This is a genomic window from Exiguobacterium sp. s133, from assembly GCF_018618595.1.
Lineage (GTDB): Bacteria > Bacillota > Bacilli > Exiguobacteriales > Exiguobacteriaceae > Exiguobacterium_A > Exiguobacterium_A oxidotolerans.
On sequence record NZ_JACSMK010000001.1, the window covers coordinates 137,048 to 159,209 of the forward strand.

Here is a 22,162-nt window from a genome sequence, read left to right on the forward strand (position 1 = left end):
GCATAATGAACCGCTCTAAGCAAGTCTCCGCCTGGCTTTACAGGTCAAATAACGAAAGCTGGTTCTCGTCCGGAAGACCTTCGAGACAACCAAGATTGTCGAGCGTTTCGATAATCGTTTTCGATAATTTGGCACGTTTCTGTAAATCTTCTTTCGACAGGAACTCGCCACCTTTTCGGGCCTCGACGATTTGTTTTGCCGCATTTGTTCCGAGCCCGGTCACGGCGTCGAACGGTGGTAACAGCGAATCACCTTCGATTAGGAATTCACTGGCGCTCGACTTATACAAATCGACTTTTTGGAACGTAAAGCCGCGTTCAATCATCTCAAGCGCAATTTCAAGAACCGTATAAAGTCCTTTATCCTTCGCCGTCGCCTCGAATCCTTTATCTTTGATATCTTGTAAAACTTTTCGGACGGCGGCTGTCCCTTTGTTCATCGCACCGATGTCAAAATCACCCGCCCGGACCGTGAAATACGATGCGTAGTAGTACATCGGATGGTGGACTTTGTAATAGGCAATCCGGACCGCCATCAAAACGTAAGCTGCAGCGTGGGCTTTCGGGAACATGTACTTGATTTTTTTACACGAGTCGATGTACCAAAGGGGTACACTGTTTTCAATCATCGCTTCTTCCATCTCAATCGAGAGCCCTTTTCCTTTACGGACGGATTCCATGATTTTAAAGGCAAGCGACGGCTCAAGACCGGCATAAATCAAGTAGACCATGATGTCATCCCGGCAGCCGATGACGTCTTTCAGTTCACAGGTTCCGTTATAAATCAACTCACTGGCATTCCCGAGCCAAACGTCCGTTCCGTGCGACAGACCGGAAATCTGGACGAGTTCCGAGAACGTCGTCGGTTTCGTTTCTTCAAGCATCTGTCGAACGAACTTCGTCCCGAACTCTGGAATCCCGAGCGTTCCGGTTTTCGAATCAATCTGTTCCGGTGTGACACCAATCGATTCCGTCGAACTGAAAATTTTCATGACCTCGGCGTCATCGACGGGAATCGTTTTCGGATCACGCCCGGATAAATCTTGCAGCATCCGAATCATCGTCGGGTCATCGTGTCCGAGAATATCAAGTTTCAGCAGATTATCGTGAATCGAGTGGAAGTCAAAGTGTGTCGTTTTCCATTCCGATCCCATATCGTCCGCCGGGAACTGGATCGGACTGATATCATAGATGTCCATGTAGTCCGGGACAACGATGATACCGCCGGGGTGCTGTCCTGTCGTTCGCTTGACACCTGTCACCCCGCTGACGAGCCGGTCGACTTCCGCGTTACGGTAATTTAAATCATTTTCTGATTGATACCCCTTCACATACCCATAGGCTGTTTTTTCGGCGATCGTCCCGATCGTCCCTGCCCGGTAGACATAATCATCCCCGAACAAGACTTTCGTATAGGCATGGGCTTTCGGCTGGTACTCCCCACTAAAGTTCAAATCAATATCCGGTACTTTATCCCCCTTGAACCCAAGGAACGTTTCGAACGGGATGTCGTGTCCGTCTTTCGTCAATGGAATTTGGCACGTCTTACATTCCTTATCCGGTAAATCGAATCCGGATCCGACCGACCCATCATCGAAGAACTCGGATTCTTGACAGTTCGGACAGACGTAATGCGGCGGTAGTGGATTAACTTCCGTGATTTCCGTCATCGTCGCGACGAGACTCGATCCGACAGAACCACGCGATCCGACAAGGTACCCATCATCAAGCGATTTTTTTACGAGTTTATGCGAAATCAAATAGATGACGGCAAAACCATGGCCGATGATTGATTTCAATTCTTTTTCGAGTCGGGCTTCGACGATTTCCGGTAACGTCTCCCCATAAATTTTATGTGCCATGTCGTAGGACAGATTGCGAACCTCATCATCAGCACCGTCAATTTTAGGAGTAAAGAGATCTTTCGGGATGATATCGATGTTTTCGAACATCTCAGCGACTTTCTGACTATTCGTGACGACAAGGCGTTCTGCAAGATCCGGTGCAAGGAACCGGAAGTCTTCCATCATTTCCTGCGTTGTCCGGAAATGAGCCGGGGGAAGCTGTTTCCGCATGTTGAGCATATTTGCCCCACCTTGCGTCCGAATCAAAACTTCACGGTACGTCGCGTCATGGCGATCGAGATAATGTACGTTCCCTGTCGCGACCGGCAGGATGTCGTTTTCTTCTGCGACCCGGATGACTTTTTTGATCAACTCACGAAGTTCGAGTTCATTTTGAACGATTTCTCGCTCGATTAAATGACCGTACATCGCCGGCGGCTGAATTTCGATGAAATCATAAAACTGCATGACCTTCGCTAAATCTTCATCCGACTTATTGAGCGCCGCATCAAACACTTCTCCATTGTCACACGCAGAGCCGATGATTAAACCTTCCCGGTGCGCAACGAGCTGCGAACGTGGCGTCCGAACGACACGATGGACGTGTTTCGTATGCGCAAGCGAGATGAGCTGGTAGAGATTTTTTAGCCCCGTCCGATTTTTAGCATAGACGGTCGCATGATATGGACGCGTCCGAGAAATGTCTTTTCCCATCTCCCGGTTGAGCGACAAGTGCGTTGTCATGTTGAACATCTCATCTGCCATTTGCAATAACTTCAACATCAAATAGCCGGTTGCTTCCGCATCATAAATCGCACGGTGATGTTGTGTCAGTTCGATATCAAATCGTTTCGCGAGCGTATTCAAACGGTGATTCTTCAGTGTCGGCATCAAGACACGTGCCAGTTCAAGCGTATCGATAACGGGCAATGTCGATTCGTCATGTTCACCAGAACGAAGCGTCGCATTCAAAAATCCGATGTCAAAGGCCGCATTATGGGCGACAAGAATCGAATCCCCCGCCCAGTCCATGAATTCCTTGACGACTTGTTCCGGATCCGGTTTCCCACGGACCATGTCATCGGTGATGCCCGTCAAATCGATCGTCGTCGCAGATAATAAGTGTTTCGGATCAGCGAATGCTTCGAATTTATCAATCACGTCTCCGTCATAAATTTTTACGGCAGCTAATTCGATGATTTTGTTATACATCGCTGATAATCCGGTTGTCTCGACGTCAAAGACGACGAACGTCGCGTCCTCAAGACTGCGATCGACCGGGTTATAGGCAACTTGGACACCATCATTGACGACGTTCGCTTCGATTCCATACAATACCTTAATGTCATTTTTCTTTCCGGCATAATAGGCATCCGGGAAGCTTTGCGCTCCCGCGTGATCTGTGATGGCGACGGCCGGGTGTCCCCAAGCAGCAGCACGTTCGACGTACTTCGTCACGTTCATGACAGCATCCATCTGACTCATTTGCGAGTGCGCGTGCAATTCGACACGCTTCTCACCTGTCCAAGGGTCACCCGGAAGTTCAACCTTCACTTCAGACAATTGTGCAATCATCATACAGAGATCGCGGAGGAAGGTGTCGAACTCGACTCGTCCAGCCACTTGAATCCACATGCCCTTTTTGATTGCTGATAGGACTTTGACGTCCGTTTCATCTCGTGCAAACATCTTGACGACAAGCGAATCGGTATAGTCGGTCAATTTAAAAGTAAAGATCGTTTTTCCACTTCGTAATTCCCGGCTCTCTGCTGAGAAGACAAGTCCCCGAATCGCAATCCGACGTTCTTCATCTTGAATCGTCTTAATCGGCACGATTTCATCTTGAATCGGTTTTCCGATCCGAATGTCGACCGGTCCCTCATCATCATCGCGCGACTGCTCACGTTTGAATTGAAGCTCGAGCATCCGTTTCGCTTCCTCGATGTCCTCTTGTTTGACTTGATTGCGTAACGCCTCTTGTGTCGATTGATCCATCTGGACAATCGGTTCACAAACAAACTTCGGAAATCCATAGGCACCGTATAATAATTGCATCTCTCCACACAGATCATTCTTTAAAAAACCAGCTTCCGGTTCACTCCGAACAGGGATGAAGAGTTTATTTTCCCTAAACTCTGGCAAAACACGACTGAGCTGGGTCCGCATCGCTGCAGACGCATCAGCTAAATCCTGAACGACGTATGGCCAATAGTCGATGAAAAGTTTGCTTTCCGGACGATCGTCCGAAACGAGGTTTAATTTGACTTCCGCAAATTGTTGATAACGACTCGTCAAACGACTGAAAAACATCTGATAGACGTTTTGCGGCAAAATCTTCGGAATTCGAATTTGGAACGTCCACGTTGAATTGCTTTTATTGACACGGAGCTTCTCAAGGGTAGCCCCCGTAAAATATTCTTCAGTAATTCCTGTCGGTAAATCTAAATCACTCATTAAAAGCGACATGCGTTGTTGTGTATCCACTCGCAATTGTGCTGTCCTATCGCATCACACCGTGACAGCAACTCCTCCTCCTCTTGCAGATTGCCCAAGGGGCGAATGGGTGTGAGACAAGAAAACAGTCACTTAAACGTTTTAAGTGACCGTTCCCATTACTTATTCTAAACCTTCATACAGCGAACGAACAGCCTGAACGAGATTTCCTTGTTCAATTTCTTCTGCTTCGCCGCCGCGGCGTGCTTTCAGCTCAACGATTCCGTCTGCCGCTTTTTTCCCGACGTTGATTCGAACAGGTAAGCCAACTAAATCAGCATCTGCGAATTTCACGCCAGCCCGTTCTTTCCGATCGTCAAACAGAACAGAGAATCCAGCAGCCGTCAGTTGACGGTAGACGTTTTCTGCCACTTCCATTTGCTCAGCGTTTTTCCCATTGACGGCAATCAAATGCACATCATACGGAGCAATCGCTTTCGGCCAAATGATACCACGCTCATCATAATGCTGTTCGACGACGGCAGAAAGTGTCCGTGAAACACCGATGCCGTAACAACCCATGATAAGGGGTTGCGCTTTTCCACCTTCATCAAGGAACGTCGCACCCATTCCTTGCGAGTAGCGTGTCCCGAGTTTGAAGACTTGTCCGACTTCGATACCGCGGGCGAACTTGACGTGCCCCTCGCCGTCTGGTGAAGCATCGCCTTCTTCGACGAAGCGTAAATCTGTATATTCCGCTTCGAAATCACGACTTGGATTTACATGGATGTAATGCGTTTCCGCTTTATTCGCTCCACAAACTGCGTTCGTCAAAGCGCGGACAGCATAATCCGCCACGACCTGCATGTCTGCTCCAATCGGACCGAGCGTGCCCGGTTTCGAATGCAGTGCTTGTTCGATTTCCTCATCAGAAGCCATCGTGATATCAAGCGCACCAAGGTAGTTTTTCAATTTAATGTCATTGACTTCGTGATCACCCCGGACGAGGGCCATGACGAGACCTTGTTCCGTCTTGAAGACGACCGTCTTGATTGATTCGGTTGCCGGTACCTGCAGGAACTCGCCTACCGCTTCAATCGTTTTCGCTTCTCCTGTATTAACGGTTTCCAGTGCTTCCGGTGCTTTGCCTTGTACGTCGTACGCGTCAACAGCTTCTGCCATCTCCAGGTTTGCTGCGTAATCCGACTGATCGGAATAAACAATCGTATCTTCACCGATTGCTGCAAGTGCATGGAATTCATGTGTGCCACTTCCACCAATCGCACCCGAATCGGCAACGACAGGGCGGAACTCTAATCCGACACGCGTAAAGATTTTATTGTATGTTTCAAACATGTTTTGGTATTCGTCATCCAGGCTTTCTTGTGTCGCATGGAACGAATACGCATCTTTCATGATGAACTCACGTCCGCGCAAGAGACCGAACCGTGGGCGACGTTCGTCACGATACTTCATTTGAATCTGAAACAGATTGACCGGTAATTTTTTGTACGAGTTCAACTCATCCCGAACGATTGACGTAATTAATTCTTCATGTGTCGCACCGAGCGCGAACCGTCGATCATGACGGTCTGTCAAGCGCATCAATTCAGGTCCGTAAATGTCCCAGCGCCCGGTTTCTTCCCATAGCTCTGCCGGTTGAATAGCTGGCATCAATAGCTCTTGTGCCCCAGCCGCATCCATCTCTTCACGAATGATCGTCTCAATCTTCGCTAAGACACGTTTCGCAAGTGGCAAGTATGAGTAAATTCCTGCTGCATTTTGACGGACAAAACCCGCACGTAATAATAGTTGATGGCTAATAGCATCTGCGTCTGATGGTACTTCACGCAATGTTGGCATAAACATTTTCGATTGTTTCATAATGAGTCGTGAACCCCTTTGATTGAAAGATTAAAAGAACTTCTGGATGTCATTCCATGTGACGACGAGCATCAAGAGCATGAGCAGTGCAAATCCAACGAAGTGCACGAGCCCTTCTTTTTGCGGGTCGACCGGTTTGCCGCGTAACGCTTCGAGGAAGAGGAAGAGTAATCGACCACCGTCAAGCGCGGGTAGTGGTAATAGGTTAAAGACCGCTAAGTTGACGGACAATAGAGCTGTCCACGTCAAGAGCATCGAAAATCCGCTGTCCGCTACCTGGTCCGTCATCTTGACGATTCCGACAGGACCTGATAGTTGATCGACACCAACGCCCCCCGTCACTAAGTCACCAACTGCGCCGACAATTAACGTCGACATCCGCCATGTTTCCGTTACACCCGTTTCGAGTGCCGTCCCGAACGACTTTTCCGTCTCATTCGTCACACCGATGATTCCGACTTTTTGATCGCCTTGTTGTTGAATTTTCGGCGTGATTTGTGTTGTTGTTTCTTGACCATCCCGCTCATAGACGACGGTCGTTTCTTTTCCAGCTTCATCTTGGAATCCAGCACGAAGGTCTTCCCATTTTGTCGTCTCGTCTCCGTTGACGGAAACAATCCGGTCGCCTTCGACGAGTCCTGCTTGGTCCGCCGGCGAATCTTTTTGAACGGTCCCGATGACACTTTCACCTGTTGGAGAACCGTTGTACAACGCTAATCCAAATAAGATGATGAAGGCGAGAACAAAGTTCATCGCTGGTCCGGCAGCAATCGCAAGTACCCGTTTAAAAACGGATTTCGAACCAAATGTCCGGTCGTACGGCGCAATTTGTGTTCGTGTCTGCCCTTCGACGAGGAAGGCGGTTTTTGAAATATCGTATCGTGTCGAGACTTCGTCTTGTAACCCAACGAGCTCTAACTTGTGCAATAAATCAATCCGTTCGACCGTCACGACTTGGTCTGCCTTCGGATGGCTTGCATCTAAATAGATCGCGTCGACAAGGCCCTCGTTCATGCCTAAGCCAACAGCCTGACCAGGTTTGACTTCAACGAACTCTGGTTCTTCGCCAGCCATCTTAACATATCCGCCAATTGGCAAGAGGCGAACCGTATACAATGTCTCATTTTTGAAAAACGAGAAGATTTTCGGTCCAAAGCCGATCGCGAACTCCCGGCAAAGGATTCCAGCGCGCTTCGCCATTACGAGATGACCCCATTCATGTACGGCAACAAGTACACCGAACATCAATACGATCGAAATAAAGGTCGTCATTGCTATCCCATCCTTAGTTAGCGAGTGAAAGTGACGCGACAAACGCACGTGCCCAGCGATCCGCCTCTAAAATTTGATCCAAAGACGGATCGTTGATCAGTTCATGCGCCCGTAACGCAGCTTCAACACTCACTTCGATTTCTAAAAAGCTGATTTCCCCTTTTAAAAAGCGGTCAACTGCTTGTTCGTTCGCGGCATTAAGTACTGAAGGCATCGAACCCCCCGCACTACCCGCTTCAAAAGCGAGGCGTAATAAGGGATAGCGTTCAAATGAAGCTTCAGCAAAGTTCAAGCGTCCGATTTCTTTTAAGTTTAACCGTTCTCCCCCTTTGATTTCAAGGCGGGACGGATATGTAAGGGCATATTGAATCGGTTCACGCATATCCGGCATACCGAGCTGTGCCATGACGGCACCATCATTGAACTCGACCATCGAGTGAATGATTGACTCTCGGTGAATGACGACATCGATTTCTTCATACGCAACATCAAATAACCAGTGGGCTTCAATGACTTCGAACCCTTTATTCATCATCGTTGCAGAATCAATCGTAATTTTCGCCCCCATCGACCAGTTCGGATGATTCAGCGCTTGCTCGACCGTAACATCTGCCAATTGATCGCGCGTCATGTCACGGAAACTACCGCCAGATGCCGTTAAAATAATTTGACGGACATCTTCACGTCGTTCTCCATTCAAACATTGGAAAATCGCTGCATGCTCACTATCGACAGGTAAGATAGCAACACCTTTTTCACGTGCTTTTTTCATGACAAGATGTCCAGCAGTAACCAAGGTTTCTTTATTCGCGAGACCAATCGTTTTTCCTGCTTCAATCGCTGCGAGCGTCGGACGGAGACCGACTGCACCGACGACTGCCGTGATGACAATATCTGCTTCTTCCATTGTTGCGACGTCAATCAAGCCTTGATCGCCCGTCAAAATTGTCGGACGATAGTCGAGTAGCTTTTGCAACTGTCCGCGCGTCACTTCGTCCATGACGGAGACAAGCATCGGACGTAAACGATTCAACCATGGAACTGCAACGTCAATATTTTTCCCGAACGCAAAACTGACGAGTTGAAACTGTTCAGGATTGGCGGCAATGACGTCCAGCGTCTGTGTCCCGATCGAACCTGTTCCCCCAATAATACTGACTTTCTTCATGTAACTTCCTCCTCAACTGAAGATGCCGAGTGTGATCAATACCGTAAAGACGATTAACATGCTATCAAAACGATCAAGAATCCCACCGTGCCCCGGAAGTAAACTTCCGGCATCTTTCACGCCATAATGTCGTTTGTATGCTGATTGTACGAGATCACCCAGTTGACCGACGACAGCCACGATCAGTGCTAATAAAACGACTTCCGCATACCCGATTGTCGGTGTAATCGCTTCAAAAATCACACCAAGAAGTACCGCGAGTAAAATTCCGCCTGCCGCCCCTTCAATCGTCTTATTTGGACTGATTGCCGGCCATAGTTTTGTTTTGCCGAAACGTTTCCCGACAAAATAGGCACCTGAATCTGTGAACCAAATCAAAAGAATGATTAACAGCGATAGCGTCAGGCCATTATCCAGTAAACGGATGAACGCGAACGATGCAAAACCAACACCGACATAAACACTCGTTAGTAGCAAAAAAGCCACGTCGTCAAACGTGAACACATTTTTTGAAAATACAGTCCAAAATAGACCGACTAAAATAATCAGCATTCCCCAAGCAAGTGGAGATAATCCGCTTACCACTGTTTGTTCACTCGTTAATTCATAGACACGAATGAAGGGAAGCAATGTCCCAATCCCGAACAAGAGAACGGGAATCGACGAAAAGCTCAGTTGTCTCATCTTGACGAGTTCTGTATAACCGACCACTGTTAAGATTGCCATGAAGGCAAGAAATGGAAGACCACCCAAGTAAAGTAACCCTAAAAAGATGGCACCTGCCCAAATCCCTGTAATAATACGCGTTTTCATAAGCTATGTCCTCGTTTAGTCAGACGCCGCCGAATCGGCGTGTCCGTTGATTGTAATCCTCGATTGCTGTCAAAAATTGTTCCCGTCGAAATTCCGGCCACAAGACATCGGTGAAGTAAAACTCCGCATAGGCTGCTTGCCATAACAAGAAATTCGATAACCGCTGTTCTCCGCTCGTTCGTATGACGAGATCGACATCTGTCATGGAACCCGTCATCAATTCGTGTTCGATGACCTCATTTGTAATCTCAGTCGGAAGCAGTTGTCCGGCTTGTACTTTTTCAGCAATCTTTTGCATGACTTGAACGATTTCATCTCGCCCGCCATAATTTAATGCAAAAATTAACCGTAGTCCAGTATTGTCAACTGTATCCTGTTTCGCTTGTTGAACTGCCTCCCGTGTATAGACGGGTAAACGCGATATTTCACCAGCGACTTCTACTTTGACATTGCGTTCATTCAAGTCTTTTAAATCCGACTCTAAAAATTGAGCCGGTAACTTCATCAAGAAACTGACTTCTTCTTCAGGACGCGTCCAGTTTTCAGTCGAGAAAGCGTATAAGGTCAGACTCTTTACCCCTAACTCATTAGCGACACGGACGACTTCGCGAACTGATTTCATCCCTTCACGATGCCCCATGATGCGGGGAAGTCCTCGTTTTTTTGCCCAACGTCCATTTCCATCCATGATGATCGCGATGTGATCAGGTACGTGTTGTTCGATCACTTCTTTTGTCTGGTTTAACCATTGAAACATGTACTTCTTCCTCCCCTCATTCATTTATAAGAAGAAGGGGACTCTTCGTGTGACAAAGAGTCCCCAACATGACGACGATTCGCGTCATACTTCCATAATTTCTTTTTCTTTATCCGTCGCTGTTTGATCAAGCGCTTTGACGAATTTATCCGTCAATGTTTGGACATCTTCCGTATAACCACGTAAGTCATCCTCTGTTAGCGCTCCATCTTTTTCTTCTTTTTTCAGTTGCTCGTTCGTATCACGGCGAATGTTACGTAATGCAACTTTTCCTTCTTCCGTATACTTCTTGACGAGCTTAACAAGTTCTTTTCGGCGATCTTCCGTAAGTGGCGGAATCGCTAAGCGAATGACCGTACCATCTGAAGATGGGGCTAATCCTAAATCTGCACGTTGGATTGCTTTTTCGATTTCTGTAACCATCGATTTATCCCAAGGTGTGATTAAGATGAGGCGCGCTTCCGGTGTATTCACGTTCGCGACTTGATTAAGTGGTGTCGGTGAACCGTAGTAATCGACATGAACAGGATCAAGGATTGCAACGTTCGCACGACCCGCACGGAGTGTCGCAAGTTCTTTTTTAAGTGAAAGATGCGCTTTTTCCATCCGATCTTCGGCTTGTTTCATGATTTGCTGTGACATATTATTTCCCCCTTACGAGTGTTCCAATTTCGTCGCCAACGACGACGCGTTTAATATTTCCTTCTTCCATCAATGAGAAAACGATGAGCGGAATATCATTATCCATGCAGAGTGACGTTGCAGTCGAATCCATGACTTGCAAGCCGTCTTTTAATACATCGAGGTAAGACAATGTCTCGAATTTTTTCGCATCCGGATCTACGTTCGGATCGGCCGAATACACACCATCGACATTGTTTTTCGCCATCAAGATGACTTCAGCTTCAATTTCAGCGGCACGAAGCGCTGCTGTCGTATCTGTCGAGAAGTACGGATTTCCCGTTCCGGCCGCAAAAATGACGACCCGACCTTTTTCTAAGTGACGCATCGCACGACGACGAATGTACGGTTCAGCAACTTGTCGCATTTCGATTGAAGTCTGAACGCGCGTTTCAACGCCTACTGACTCTAAGCTATCTTGTAATGCGAGCGAGTTCATGACCGTCGCAAGCATCCCCATATAATCGGCATTTGCCCGGTCCATTCCAAGTTCTGCCCCTGTTTTACCACGCCAAATGTTACCTGCACCTACAACAACGGCAACTTGTACATTCAATTCTACCAATTCGCGAATCTGTTGAGAAATTGAATTGACGATTGCGGGGTTGATTCCGAACCCTTGATCACCTGCGAGCGCTTCTCCGCTCAATTTTAACACAATCCGGTTATATTTCGGTTGCATGACTACGTCCTCCTTGCTAAATTCCGTAAAAAAGGAACACGAACCACTTCCACACGAAAGTGGATTGAAGCATACGTGTTCCTTCTCTTGTCATCAGGAAATCCTGATTCTTATTTTTTAAGTTGGTTCATAACTTCTTCAGCGAAGTTTTCTTCACGTTTTTCCATACCTTCTCCAACTTCGAAGCGTACGAATGAAACGACTTTTCCGCCTTTAGATTCTACGTATTTACCAACTTTGAAGTCTGGGTCTTTAACGAATGTTTGGTCGACGAGGCAAATTTCCTCGAAGTACTTGTTCATACGTCCAGCAATCATTTTTTCAACGATGTTAGCAGGTTTGCCTTCGTTGATTGCTTGCTCTGTCAAGACTTTTTCTTCACGTGCTTTTTCTTCTTCTGTTACAGAAGAACGATCGACGTAAAGTGGGCGTGCCGCTGCGATGTGCATCGAAACATCTTTTGCAACTGCTTCGTCTGTTGTTCCTTCGATGACGACGACAGAACCGATACGTCCACCCATGTGGAGGTAAGAACCGAACGCTGCGTTGTCTTCTTTCGTGAAGAGTGCTACACGGCGGAGTGAAATTTTCTCTCCGATTGTAGAAGCTTCTTCAGAAATATACGTTTCGATTGTTTTACCCGCTTCGTATTCAGAAGCAAGAGCTGCTTCAGCCGTTTCAGAACCGTTACGGAGAACTGCATCCGCGATGTTTTGAACGAGTGATTGGAAACGTTCGTTTTTTGCAACGAAGTCTGTTTCTGAGTTGATTTCGACGAGTGCTGCTTTGTTTCCGTCAACTGCGACTGCTGTCAAACCTTCTGCTGCGATACGATCGCCTTTAGCTGCTGCTTTTGCGATCCCTTTTTCACGCAAGAAATCAACTGCCGCGTTCATATCCCCATCCGTTTCAACGAGCGCTTTTTTGCAGTCGAGCATACCTGCACCTGTTTTTTCACGAAGTTCTTTTACCATTGCTGCTGTAATAGCCATTCGATATTCCTCCTTATAACGTCCTTATTTTCAAAAAAAAGGTGATAAAAGGTCAATTCCCTTTATCACCTGGCATCACGAATTACTCAGCGTCTGCTACTACTTCTTCAGTAGTTTCAGGTGCTACGTTATCTTCGCCTTGTTTAACTTCGAGGATTGCGTCAGCCATTTTACCAGTGAGCAATTTGACTGCACGGATCGCATCGTCGTTCGCTGGGATGACGTAGTCGATTTCGTCTGGATCACAGTTAGTATCAACGATCGCAACGATTGGGATGTTGAGTTTGTGTGCTTCTGCAATCGCGATACGCTCTTTGCGTGGGTCAACGATGAAGAGTGCATCTGGAACGCCTGGCATATCTTTGATACCGCCGAGGAATTTCTCAAGACGAGTCATTTCTTTTTTAAGAATGATGACTTCTTTTTTAGGAAGAACTTCGAACGTACCGTTCTCTTCCATTTTTTCGAGTTGTTTCAAACGGTTAATCCGTTTTTTGATTGTAGAGAAGTTCGTGAGTGTTCCACCTAACCAACGTTCGTTGATGAAGTATTGACCAGCACGGATCGCTTCTTCTTTCACAGTGTCTTGAGCTTGTTTTTTCGTACCAACGAAAAGAACGTTTCCGCCTTCAGACGCTACTTCACGGATGAAGTTGTAAGCTTCGTCTACTTTTTTAACCGTTTTTTGTAGGTCAATGATGTAGATTCCGTTACGTTCTGTGAAGATGTATTTTGCCATTTTTGGGTTCCAACGGCGTGTTTGGTGACCGAAGTGTACACCAGCTTCTAACAATTGTTTCATCGAGATTACTGCCATGATGAATTCCTCCTTTTGGGTTTTGGATGTCCTCCGCGATGATCGTTGTCCCAGCTAACCTATTAAAGGCACCGCAGCCGGCGATACATGCGTGCGTAATTAACACCGTAGACTAATATAGCATAAACTTTACCGTCGGGCAACCTTCGTTTTTGAAGAAAGTTTCGCAATCAATGCCACTTCACCCGTTCCTCGATTTAAAGAACGCGCGAGTTGATCCAGATCGGCCCCTGCCGCAAGTTGATCTTTCACATCTGTCAGTACTGGCTGAACGGATTCAGCCGATTCTTCCTGCGCCTGTTCGAACTGTGGGAGTTCTGTTACATCAGGACTGACGACCGTTTCATATGAGGACTGGGTAGGAGCAGCCTCAGCAGTCGGTTGCTCCTCGCGTTCTGCCAATCCGTTCACTTGTTCCATGAAGCGAAGCAAGATTTCTTCCGTCTCTTGTTTTTGACGTTCAAGATCAGTCACACGATCTTTTAGCAATGCTTGTTGTTTAAATAGAAGCAACAGACCATAACTAACGACCGCCGCCAGTAAAATATAAAAAATTGTCATAGTAGTTCCTTTCACATCGCGACACGATCAGACAAATAGGCACTTCCTAGCGCTTGCTTTAATTTACGTAACGCCTTCGAGTGGATTTGTGAGATTCGTGAAGTCGACAATCCTAGCACTTCTCCGATTTCCGTTAACGTCAGTTCTTCAAAGTAGAAAAGGGACACAACATATTGCTCTTTTTCCGATAGTTGCTCGACTTCTTCTGCAAGCTTCGAAATCAATTCACGCATCAGTAACGTATCTTCCGGCGTCGCTGCTTCCGGGTCGAGATACGATACAGCCATTGCTTTTCCCTCATCTTGGAGCGTCACCGCCTCGTCGATCGAGAGGACATTCGCAAAGTAACTTTCTGCAAGCGCCGTCTTGACTTCGTCCGGACTCATTTCGACGATGGACGATACTTCATCAAGCGTCGGCGTCCGTTGTAAGCTCTGCTCGAGAATTTCGACGGCCGCCTCGACACGTTTCGATTTTTCACGCAAAGAGCGTGGCAGCCAGTCAATTTTTCTTAATCCATCTAAAATGGCTCCACGAATTCGAAAGGCCGCGTATGTATCGAATTTATTGTTATGATTTTGATCGAACTTTTGCAGTGCGTCGTAAAGACCCATCATACCTAGACTTTTTAACTCATCACGATCGACACTTTTCGGAAGTGTCGCACTAAGACGTTGAACGTGGTATTGAACTAGAGGTTCATAATTCAGAAGTAATAGGTCAGCTACCGCTATATCGCGCGTCGATAGCCATTTATCCCAAAGTTGTTGTAGTTCCTCACGCATGACCATTCCTCCTCTAAATTTCCAGCGTTCCGACGTTGACCGTCCGAATGACGAGACGACCAGAGCTTGAATGGAACTCGATCGTCCGACCGTTCGTTCCACCAACATCTTCCGCGACGAGTGGGATTTTCGCTTGTTGCAATGCTGCTTTAACAGCAGCGATGTTCCGTTCACCGATACGCATCGATTCATGTTCATATTTGAATTGAAACATTTGCGCTCCCCCGGCAATCTTTGCCCGTAACCGAATCGCGCCACCTTGTCGTAAGCGCTTTACAAGCTCAGTTACTGCAGTATCTGCGAATTTCCCGACTTCAACGGTGATATCGCGACTGATTGCCGAGTCTGGGAGCATGACATGTGCCATGCTCGATAGACCACGTTCTTGATCATAAATGATGACGCCGACACAGGAACCTAATCCTGCAGTACGAAGGACGACCGGTTTTCGACTAACGGCATATTCCGCTATTCCAATCCGAATGACTTCATCCATCAACTTCCACACCCAATCGTTGAAAGACCGCTGCAAAAGCATCTGCTTCTGGCAATAATAATAAATGACCGTTTAAGTCGTTGCCTAAACTTGAAAGACGCGTATCGATGTATACTGCCATGTTACCAAATTTTGTCGACTCAAGTAAGGCAACTTCCAAAATTGCTCCAACCATATCAAAAGCGGAGGCAGGAACCGTCACATGAACGGATAAATCCAGCCAGTCAGAAATCGCGCGAGCGTAAGCGCCGATTAAGATATTGCCGATTTCTTCCCAAGCGGAAACACCGATCGCATGATGTTCCGAAAAAAACTGAAACGGCTGTTGCATCAACTGAGAAATCAGTTTTTCCGCATCTTGGAGCGGCATCAAAAAGAGTAGAGACGCCTTGATATCTCCTGTAAAGCGAAGTAAGGCTCCGGCAGTGTAAGCTTCCGCTCCGCCTACACGATCAATAATCGTCGAAAAGTGTTCGAGTTCTGCTGACGGTACTTCAATTTCAACAGGCTGTCCAAGAAGTGTCGATAATGCCGTAGCTGCATGCGCTGCCCCGATGTTTCCGACTTCCTTGAAAATGTCCTGTTCCATCCGATTAAGCATGAACGATGTCCTCGAATAAACGGTTCGGCTCAAGTAAGGAGAACAATTGATCTTCCCCTTTAGCGATTGCTGTCAAATAATTGGTTTCTTCTTGTTTTTGATCAGTCAACGGTTCAATCCGGACATCGATTGCTTCGACGACTTCATTCGCCCGATCGACGATGAACCCGGCATCTCCATGTTCGAGCGTCGCGATGATGATTCGTGTTTCTTCCGTTCCTTCGATTTCCTCAAAACCAAGACGTGTCCGTAAGTCAATCACCGGTGTCACGACCCCGCGCAAATTGATGACGCCTTTTACGTAAGGTGCAGCGTTCGGGATTCGTGTAATCGGAATCACGCGTTCGATGGAGCGGACCGATTGAACATCAATCCCGTAAGCATTTTGTTCCAGTTGAAAAACGACCCATTTTTGTTCCATTATCTATTCCCTCACTTTCGTAGCAGTGCATTGCTATCGATGATTAACGCGACTTGGCCGTCCCCAAGAATCGTCGCGCCAGAAATCGCGCGAATTCCTTCTAAATAACTTCCGAGCGGCTTCATGACGATTTCCTGTTGACCAATTAATTCAGTGACCATCAATCCGGCTAATTTTTCACCACTTCGAACGACGACAACTGAGTAGGCTTCTGCTTCTACTTGTGGAAGACCATACACTTCATTCAACGAAATCAATGGAACGAGTTGTCCACGGAAATCAAACACCTTTTCACGATGCGCTTGTAAGATGGCATCTTGTCGAAGCGATGTCGTTTCGATGATTGCCGTCAGCGGAATCGCATACGTTTCTTGACCGAGCTCAACAAGCATCGCGGAAATGATTGAGAGCGTCAATGGAAGACTGATTCTAAAGATTGTCCCTTCGCCACGTTTCGTCTCGACGAAAACTTCGCCACCGAGCGACTCAATCTTCGATTTGACGACGTCAAGACCTACGCCACGTCCCGACAAATCGGTTACTGTTTCTGCCGTTGAGAAGCCTGGTGCAAATAGTAGCATCGACGCTTCTTCCGGTGTTAAGACAGCAGCTTCTTCTTCCGTTAGCAACTCTTTCTCAATCGCAATCCGTGTGACCCGCTCATGGTTGATTCCTGCCCCGTCATCTTCAATCTCAATGAAGACCCGGTTTCCAGAATGATAAGCACGTAACGACAGATTGCCTTCGACTGGTTTCCCGGCTAAAATTCGATCCGTCTTGCTTTCAATGCCATGATCGACGGCATTACGGATTAAGTGAACGAGGGGATCACCAATCTCGTCAATCACTGTTCGATCAAGCTCCGTCTCTGCACCCGTGATATGCAATTTAATATTTTTACCGACATCTTTTGAAACCGATCGGACCATCCGTGGGAAACGATTGAAGACCTGTTCAATCGGCATCATGCGTAACGTCAAGACCAGCGATTGTAATTCATTCGTGCCGCGTTTAATGCGTTCGACGGTTTCCGTCAATTCAGATGAACCGACTTCGGCAGCAATTCGTTCTAAACGACCACGATCAATGATGAATTCTTCGAATAAGTTCATCAAACGGTCAATTCGTTCCAAGTTGACACGAATCGTTTTCGAGGCGACCGGTGCTGTTACGTCTGTTGTTTCGCTGACGACTTTCGTTTCTGACTCGACTGTTGATTTAGGTTCAACTAACGTGGATGTCGCAACTTCGGCTTCTATCGTTGTTTCAAAAGGCTGAATCGAGACGTGTGCCACTTCCGACACTGACTGGATGCCTTCAGTCACTTCTTCCTCTGATTTCATCGTGACGAACAAGACATCGAAGCTTGTTTCGAATTGTTCTTGCTCTAATTCATCTGAAGTCGGATTCGAAAGGATGACATCGCCTAGACTTTGAAGACGGTCGAACACCATGTAGACACGCGCCGCTTTTAAAATGACATCTGCCGATAGTTCGACCGTGATGACGTATGCATGGTAACCGGACGCAATCGATTGTTTAACGACAGACTCTGAATAGACATCACATTCAAAATTACGTTTCGTCGCCACAGCCGTCGCTTCTTCAGTCGTCTCTACAGCAGTTTCTTCTGCTTGAATGAATCGTTTTAATCGTACGACCGTTTCTTTCACGTCGAGCTTTCCGGTTCCACCTTGACTGATGTCCTCAACCATCGTTTCGAGTTGTTCCGCCGCGATGAACAAAACATCAATCAGCTCTGGTGTAGCAGGTTGCGTCTTTGAGCGCACTAAGTCAAGCGCACTCTCCATTTCGTGTGTTAAATCCGCGATGGCATCGTACCCCATCGTACCGGACATTCCTTTTAATGTATGGGCAGAGCGGAAAATCTGATCGATGACGGCTTCATCATCGAGACGCTGTTCAAAAATGAGCAGACTTGAATTGATAGCTTGCAAATGTTCAATCGATTCGTCTAGAAACAATCCTAAATATTCATTTAAATCCATTGGTGATACCCTCCTTCATGATTAGCGCACACGATTGTTTCGATTTTTCAAGCGACTTACCAATCGATCTAAAAATTTCCGTTCCTGCACGCGAAGACCTGTTAATGCGGTGGTAATATGATCGAGTCGCCAGCTAACATCACTCGTCCGATCAAAAAGATAGAACGGTTTTTGTGCTTTGACGGCTCTGACGACTGTTGGGTCATCTGGTAAAAACCCAGCGAATCGTAAAGGTTTGTTCAAAAATTGTTTACTGACCAGTTCGAGACGATCAAATGTTTCGAGTGCCTCTTCACCGTTCATAGCACGATTGACGATGACCCCGATCGGTAACTCCGTTGCATGATGGTGCGACAATTTAACGAACGCATAACCATCCATGATCGATGTTGGCTCTGGTGTAACAACGAGCCAGGCTTCATCGGCACTACTAATGAAATCGAATGTCTGGTGTGTTGCTCCAGCACCCAGGTCGAGGATGACAAAGTCGTATTCATAGAAAAAACGAAATTCTTTCATCATGAACGCAACATCCGGATCCGTTAAATTCGTTAATTCAGTAAAACCACTTCCACCATGGATGAAATGTAAGGTTGGTGAAACTTCAACCACTGCATCTGCCAAGGATTCACGACGCTTGACACAATCCATGAGCGACGTCTTCGATGATTTTCCTAACAGCACCCCGACGTTCGCCATCCCGATATCAAGATCGATGATGAGGACACGTTTTTCTTGAAGCGATAAGGCGACACCCAAGTTTACGGCGACATTCGTTTTTCCAACGCCCCCTTTACCACTGACGATCGCAATCGTTTTTGTTTCTTTGACTGACACTTTTGAACGTAAGACACGCGCTTGATCATCTCGCATCACCTGCCCCCTCTTTCTACAATCATTCGAGACATGTCGGATTGATCGACCCACGTGATATCTTCTGGTACTTCTTGACCCGTCGTGATGCAGAGCACCGGCAGCTTCGCTTCCACGGCTAGACCGTAGATGGACCAAAACTCCGTCGTTTCATCTGCTTTCGTAAAGATAAACCCGTTGAGTGGAACTTGTTCAAAACGTCGTCTAATCTGCTCTAAGTCCCGGTATTTTGCCGTTAAGCTTAAAACAAGAAAAACATCCGTATTTGAAAAATCATGACGTGATTCAAGCTGTGTGATATAACCTGCGTCCAAGAAGTTCCGTCCAGCTGTATCAATCAAAACGATGTCACAATCTGCTAATTGTTCTTTCGCTCGTTCAAACTCTGCTAAATCGTAGGCGATATGTAGCGGAACATCGATGATTTCAGCATAGGTTTGCAACTGTTCGATTGCCGAAATCCGGTACGTATCCGTTGTAATCAATCCAACCGCCTTACCTTCCGTCAATCGGTAGTAAGCAGCAAGTTTAGCGATTGTCGTCGTCTTGCCGACCCCTGTCGGTCCTGTCAACATCACGTAACGTGATGTCACGGTCGTTACTTGTAACTCATGTTCAATCGTTTGGGCGAACGCTTGTTGAACTTGTTCAAGATCGTCTGTTTTGTAATACGTCGATAACAAAACGTCGTGCAATTGCTCCACCCGTGCCTGTAAAGCCGGTTCGGACAAAATCGCTTCATATGCCCCTAACTCTTCCGGTAAACGTCGAGAGGAAAACGAAATGATTTTCGGGACTGGCATTTCAATCGTTTTCTTAAGCTGCGGGGTCCGTTTAGGAGCCGGTTGCTGGACATCTTTTTCATGAATGATTGGATGTTCGTCAACAGAAGCAACGAGTTCGACCTTTTTTTGTGCAAACAATCCGAAGAGTCCACCCACTTTGATATGTCGTGTGTTTAAAATAATCGCCTCTTCGCCTAAATCACGTTTGACAAGTTCCATTGCTTCACTGACTGAATTTGCAATAATTTTTTTAACCATCATGTGTTAAATCACCCCAATGCTCTTGACTTCAATCGTCGGAATTAATTCGTTGTATGACAGGACAGGTACATCTGGGAAATAGCGCTCCGTCAACTGACGAACAAACATCCGAATGCTTGGTGAAGCCAAGATGATCGGTTGTACTCCGTAACGTTCGAACTCTGACGACAGTTCATTAAACGACTCGATGAACCGTGTCGCTTTTTCCGGGTCAAGCGCAAGATAATTTCCGAACTCTGTTTTTTGAATCGCGGACTGAATATCGATTTCCATTTCACTCGATACTGTCACGACGTGTAAGACATCCCCTTGCAGCACCTGTTCCGTAATTTGCCGTGATAAGGCTTGGCGGACGTATTCAGCAAGCAATTCGCTATCTTTCGTCACGGCCGCATAATCAGCTAGTGTTTCAAAAATCAATGGCAAATTGCGAATCGATATTTTTTCTTTTAGTAATTGAACGAAGACTTTTTGCAGTTCTCCAATCGTTAAGAGTTGCGGCGTGACTTCATCGACTAAAATTGGATGTGTTTCTTTCAAGTGATCAACGAGTTGCTTCGTCTCTTCTCGTCCCAGCAAGTCTGCAGCATGTTTTTTAAGCAGCTCCGTTAAATGCGTTGCGACGACCGATGGTGGATCGACGACCGTATAACCAGACATTTCTGCCCGACTTCTCGTCTTTTCATCAATCCAAAGCGCCGGCATTCCAAATGCTGGTTCGACCGTTTCGATGCCTTGGATTTCAGGATCATCGACTCCGGGACTCATTGCTAAATAATGATCGAGCAAGAGTTCTCCCGTCGCCATCTCACTGCCGCGAATCTTAATCCGATAATGATTCGGCGGGAGTTGTAAGTGGTCGCGAATCCGAACGGTCGGGAGGACGAAACCAAGTTCCAATGCTAACTGGCGACGAATCATGACGACACGGTCGAGTAAATCGCCACCTTGTGCTTCGTCAGCAAGTGGAATCAATCCATAACCGAATTCAAACTCAATCGTATCGACATTTAAAAGCGAAATGACCGATTCACTTGAGCGTAGGTTTTCCGTCGATTCTTCTTCGACGGCGACTTCTTCCGTGGTCGCTTTTGGCGTCCGTCTCATTTGCCAAGCAAAGAAGCCGGCTGCTGCTGCGACAGGAATTGTCACATAGTCTGGAATCGCCGTGAACAGACCGAGTAGGAAAATCGCGCCTGCACCAATCATGACGAGCAATGGCGTCCGCGTTAACTGACCGATGATGTCTTCACCTAGATTGCCGTCCGACGTCGAGCGTGTGACGATAATCCCGGTTGCGACAGAAATCAACAGCGCTGGAATCTGACTGACTAATCCATCTCCGACTGTCAAGAGCGTATATAAGTTGATTGATTCTGTCATCGGTAACCCTTGTTGGACGACTCCGATGACCATCCCGAAAATCAAGTTAATGATGACGATGATGATGCCGGCGATTGCGTCTCCTTTTACAAACTTTGACGCCCCATCCATCGCCCCGTAAAAGTCGGCTTCGGATTGAATTTTTTGCCGGCGTGTCCGTGCCTGGAGTTCATCAATCATGCCAGAGTTCAAATCGGCATCAATCGCCATCTGTTTCCCTGGCATCGCATCCAGTGTAAATCGGGCCGATACTTCCGAAACCCGTTCCGACCCCTTTGTAATGACGAGAAACTGGATCAAGACGAGAATCAAGAAGACGACGAACCCGACGAGTGCGTTCCCGCCGACGACGAAGCTCCCAAATGCTTCAATCACTTCGCCCCCATTCCCGTTCGAGAGAATCGAGCGGGTCGTCGAGACATTTAATGCGAGACGAAACAGGGTGACGATTAACAATAAAGTTGGGAAAACTGAAAATTCCAATGCTTCTTTGGCATTCATCGAAACGAGTAAGACCATCAAAGCAATCAAGATGTTGATGATGATTAAAAAGTCGAGTAAAAAGCCTGGCAGTGGAATGACCAGCATGAAGACGATCATGATGACGCCTAGCAGTACGGAAAGATCTCTTGTTGAAATAGTCAT

General features: G+C 46.9%; 19 protein-coding genes. All 19 read right to left on the bottom strand.

Annotated elements, in window-relative coordinates:
* Nucleotides 1–37: 37 nt before the first annotated feature.
* The 19 genes from KNP96_RS00675 to flhA all read right to left on the bottom strand — a co-directional run bounded on the left by KNP96_RS00675 (nt 38) and on the right by flhA (nt 22,162).
* Entirely contained in the window at nt 38–4,309 is a 4,272-nt protein-coding gene (locus KNP96_RS00675) for a PolC-type DNA polymerase III (protein ID WP_371816403.1), read from the bottom strand.
* 150 nt (nt 4,310–4,459) lie between these two features.
* Nucleotides 4,460–6,160: a proline--tRNA ligase gene (locus KNP96_RS00680; RefSeq protein WP_088837347.1), complete on the bottom strand. Its 1,701-nt coding sequence runs from the start codon at nt 6,158–6,160 to the stop codon at nt 4,460–4,462.
* Between the two features lie 30 nt (nt 6,161–6,190).
* Complete coding sequence (rseP, locus tag KNP96_RS00685) at nt 6,191–7,432, bottom strand: RIP metalloprotease RseP (RefSeq protein ID WP_214768581.1); 1,242 nt, start codon at nt 7,430–7,432, stop codon at nt 6,191–6,193.
* Nucleotides 7,433–7,445: 13 nt separating this feature from the next.
* Nucleotides 7,446–8,600: a 1-deoxy-D-xylulose-5-phosphate reductoisomerase gene (locus KNP96_RS00690; protein ID WP_214765126.1), complete on the bottom strand. Its 1,155-nt coding sequence runs from the start codon at nt 8,598–8,600 to the stop codon at nt 7,446–7,448.
* A 12-nt stretch (nt 8,601–8,612) separates the two neighbouring features.
* Nucleotides 8,613–9,413, bottom strand: coding sequence for a phosphatidate cytidylyltransferase (locus tag KNP96_RS00695; protein ID WP_214765128.1), 801 nt, complete (start codon nt 9,411–9,413; stop codon nt 8,613–8,615).
* A 19-nt stretch (nt 9,414–9,432) separates the two neighbouring features.
* A complete protein-coding gene (locus KNP96_RS00700) occupies nt 9,433–10,170 on the bottom strand; it encodes an undecaprenyl pyrophosphate synthase (RefSeq protein ID WP_029330752.1) in 738 nt (245 codons plus the stop codon).
* Between the two features lie 84 nt (nt 10,171–10,254).
* The gene (frr, locus tag KNP96_RS00705) at nt 10,255–10,812 is read right to left on the bottom strand and encodes a ribosome recycling factor (RefSeq protein ID WP_029330759.1); all 558 of its coding nucleotides are present in this window, start codon (nt 10,810–10,812) and stop codon (nt 10,255–10,257) included.
* A 1-nt stretch (nt 10,813) separates the two neighbouring features.
* Entirely contained in the window at nt 10,814–11,533 is a 720-nt protein-coding gene (pyrH, locus tag KNP96_RS00710; protein ID WP_088837351.1) for a UMP kinase, read from the bottom strand.
* Between the two features lie 110 nt (nt 11,534–11,643).
* On the bottom strand, nt 11,644–12,525 hold the full coding sequence (gene tsf, locus KNP96_RS00715) for a translation elongation factor Ts (RefSeq protein WP_214765130.1): 882 nt from the start codon (nt 12,523–12,525) through the stop codon (nt 11,644–11,646).
* A gap of 82 nt (nt 12,526–12,607) precedes the next feature.
* Nucleotides 12,608–13,342 (bottom strand): 30S ribosomal protein S2, encoded by a 735-nt coding sequence (rpsB, locus tag KNP96_RS00720; RefSeq protein WP_012370721.1) that lies wholly within the window; start codon nt 13,340–13,342, stop codon nt 12,608–12,610.
* Between the two features lie 129 nt (nt 13,343–13,471).
* Complete coding sequence (locus KNP96_RS00725) at nt 13,472–13,903, bottom strand: hypothetical protein (RefSeq protein ID WP_214768583.1); 432 nt, start codon at nt 13,901–13,903, stop codon at nt 13,472–13,474.
* 11 nt (nt 13,904–13,914) lie between these two features.
* Entirely contained in the window at nt 13,915–14,688 is a 774-nt protein-coding gene (locus tag KNP96_RS00730; RefSeq protein WP_029330769.1) for a FliA/WhiG family RNA polymerase sigma factor, read from the bottom strand.
* A 13-nt stretch (nt 14,689–14,701) separates the two neighbouring features.
* On the bottom strand, nt 14,702–15,184 hold the full coding sequence (locus KNP96_RS00735) for a chemotaxis protein CheD (RefSeq protein WP_029330771.1): 483 nt from the start codon (nt 15,182–15,184) through the stop codon (nt 14,702–14,704).
* Nucleotides 15,177–15,785: a chemotaxis protein CheC gene (locus tag KNP96_RS00740; protein WP_029330772.1), complete on the bottom strand. Its 609-nt coding sequence runs from the start codon at nt 15,783–15,785 to the stop codon at nt 15,177–15,179. The genes KNP96_RS00735 and KNP96_RS00740 overlap by 8 nt, the downstream gene beginning before the upstream one ends.
* Nucleotides 15,778–16,206: a chemotaxis protein CheW gene (locus tag KNP96_RS00745; protein WP_029330774.1), complete on the bottom strand. Its 429-nt coding sequence runs from the start codon at nt 16,204–16,206 to the stop codon at nt 15,778–15,780. Before KNP96_RS00745 ends, KNP96_RS00740 begins: the two co-directional genes overlap by 8 nt.
* 11 nt (nt 16,207–16,217) lie before the next feature.
* Nucleotides 16,218–18,215 (bottom strand): chemotaxis protein CheA, encoded by a 1,998-nt coding sequence (locus KNP96_RS00750; protein ID WP_214765134.1) that lies wholly within the window; start codon nt 18,213–18,215, stop codon nt 16,218–16,220.
* Nucleotides 18,216–18,236: 21 nt separating this feature from the next.
* The gene (locus KNP96_RS00755) at nt 18,237–19,088 is read right to left on the bottom strand and encodes a MinD/ParA family protein (protein ID WP_034800809.1); all 852 of its coding nucleotides are present in this window, start codon (nt 19,086–19,088) and stop codon (nt 18,237–18,239) included.
* Nucleotides 19,088–20,134 carry a flagellar biosynthesis protein FlhF gene (locus KNP96_RS00760; protein WP_214768585.1) on the bottom strand — a complete coding sequence of 349 codons (1,047 nt, stop codon included), beginning with the start codon at nt 20,132–20,134 and terminating at the stop codon, nt 19,088–19,090. Before KNP96_RS00760 ends, KNP96_RS00755 begins: the two co-directional genes overlap by 1 nt.
* A gap of 3 nt (nt 20,135–20,137) precedes the next feature.
* A complete protein-coding gene (flhA, locus tag KNP96_RS00765; protein ID WP_214768588.1) occupies nt 20,138–22,162 on the bottom strand; it encodes a flagellar biosynthesis protein FlhA in 2,025 nt (674 codons plus the stop codon).

Excerpts from the sequence above, each read along its gene's own strand:
- KNP96_RS00730 (WP_029330769.1), bottom strand. The coding sequence starts at position 14,688 with ATGCGTGAGGAACTACAACAACTTTGGGATAAATGGCTATCGACGCGC.
- KNP96_RS00695 (WP_214765128.1), bottom strand. The coding sequence starts at position 9,413 with ATGAAAACGCGTATTATTACAGGGATTTGGGCAGGTGCCATCTTTTTA.
- KNP96_RS00680 (WP_088837347.1), bottom strand. The coding sequence starts at position 6,160 with ATGAAACAATCGAAAATGTTTATGCCAACATTGCGTGAAGTACCATCA.
- frr (WP_029330759.1), bottom strand. The coding sequence starts at position 10,812 with ATGTCACAGCAAATCATGAAACAAGCCGAAGATCGGATGGAAAAAGCG.
- KNP96_RS00700 (WP_029330752.1), bottom strand. The coding sequence starts at position 10,170 with ATGTTTCAATGGTTAAACCAGACAAAAGAAGTGATCGAACAACACGTA.
- KNP96_RS00740 (WP_029330772.1), bottom strand. The coding sequence starts at position 15,785 with ATGCTTAATCGGATGGAACAGGACATTTTCAAGGAAGTCGGAAACATC.
- KNP96_RS00755 (WP_034800809.1), bottom strand. The coding sequence starts at position 19,088 with ATGCGAGATGATCAAGCGCGTGTCTTACGTTCAAAAGTGTCAGTCAAA.
- pyrH (WP_088837351.1), bottom strand. The coding sequence starts at position 11,533 with ATGCAACCGAAATATAACCGGATTGTGTTAAAATTGAGCGGAGAAGCG.
- KNP96_RS00690 (WP_214765126.1), bottom strand. The coding sequence starts at position 8,600 with ATGAAGAAAGTCAGTATTATTGGGGGAACAGGTTCGATCGGGACACAG.
- KNP96_RS00725 (WP_214768583.1), bottom strand. The coding sequence starts at position 13,903 with ATGACAATTTTTTATATTTTACTGGCGGCGGTCGTTAGTTATGGTCTG.
- flhA (WP_214768588.1), bottom strand. The coding sequence starts at position 22,162 with ATGACTATTTCAACAAGAGATCTTTCCGTACTGCTAGGCGTCATCATG.
- rseP (WP_214768581.1), bottom strand. The coding sequence starts at position 7,432 with ATGACGACCTTTATTTCGATCGTATTGATGTTCGGTGTACTTGTTGCC.
- rpsB (WP_012370721.1), bottom strand. The coding sequence starts at position 13,342 with ATGGCAGTAATCTCGATGAAACAATTGTTAGAAGCTGGTGTACACTTC.
- KNP96_RS00750 (WP_214765134.1), bottom strand. The coding sequence starts at position 18,215 with ATGGATTTAAATGAATATTTAGGATTGTTTCTAGACGAATCGATTGAA.
- KNP96_RS00675 (WP_371816403.1), bottom strand. The coding sequence starts at position 4,309 with ATGTCGCTTTTAATGAGTGATTTAGATTTACCGACAGGAATTACTGAA.
- KNP96_RS00735 (WP_029330771.1), bottom strand. The coding sequence starts at position 15,184 with ATGGATGAAGTCATTCGGATTGGAATAGCGGAATATGCCGTTAGTCGA.
- KNP96_RS00745 (WP_029330774.1), bottom strand. The coding sequence starts at position 16,206 with ATGGAACAAAAATGGGTCGTTTTTCAACTGGAACAAAATGCTTACGGG.
- tsf (WP_214765130.1), bottom strand. The coding sequence starts at position 12,525 with ATGGCTATTACAGCAGCAATGGTAAAAGAACTTCGTGAAAAAACAGGT.
- KNP96_RS00760 (WP_214768585.1), bottom strand. The coding sequence starts at position 20,134 with ATGATGGTTAAAAAAATTATTGCAAATTCAGTCAGTGAAGCAATGGAA.